This window comes from Brevundimonas sp. EAKA (assembly GCF_000698025.1).
Lineage (GTDB): Bacteria > Pseudomonadota > Alphaproteobacteria > Caulobacterales > Caulobacteraceae > Brevundimonas > Brevundimonas mediterranea_A.
The window spans coordinates 1-587 of record NZ_JMQR01000276.1 but is presented as its reverse complement, the minus strand read 5'-3'; the positions used below and the strand labels follow the sequence as shown (position 1 = coordinate 587).

The following is a 587-nucleotide window of genomic DNA, read 5'->3' as shown; positions in this document are numbered from 1 at the left end:
AACGCCGCGGACAGGGACCCAGAAGCTGCGGTGGCCGCCCGTCGGGCCCGAGACGGCCTTCGACACAAGGCCCGCCTGGGGCCGGGCGCCACGGCCGTCCGGCCGGGCGGCGCCGATCCTCAGGTCCGGCCGGGCCAGCAAGCGCCCCCACCAGGGCCGATCGGACGACAGATCGATCAGGGCGCGCCCGCCGCCCTCGACCGCCTTCAGCGCCGCGTCGGCCGACAGGGGCCGGACGCCCAGGCCGTAGCGGTCAGCCGCCAGGATCTGGGCCATGCCGCCGCTCGCCGTCAGCGCCGGCCCGGCCGCCACCTCGATCCGTCCCCAGACCGCCTTGAGCGCGGCGGCTTCGGCCGGACCGGCGTCCGCCAGCAGGCCGCGCAGGACGATGACCGAGGCGTCGAACCGGTCCGCCATCCCGGCGGCGACACGGGCGCGCACCGCCGCCGCCACCGCCTGGTCCAACCCCAGCAGGTCCTCGTCCGGCGAAGCCGCTTCCAGCAGCCCCATCAGAACAGCTTGGGCGCCGGGGCCAGGGGGAAGGGTCCCAGCCAGGTCCGACCGTCGCGGAACACCAGGGTCAGGGC

The 587-nt window shown here is 77.0% G+C and carries 1 protein-coding gene; it reads right to left on the bottom strand.

All coding sequences use genetic code 11. The features are described 5' to 3' along the window. Positions 1-510, bottom strand: a 510-nt coding sequence (locus tag ER13_RS17445) for a hypothetical protein (protein WP_035311480.1), incomplete at its 3' end; no start/stop codon positions are given. Between the last annotated feature and the right edge of the window lie 77 nt (positions 511-587).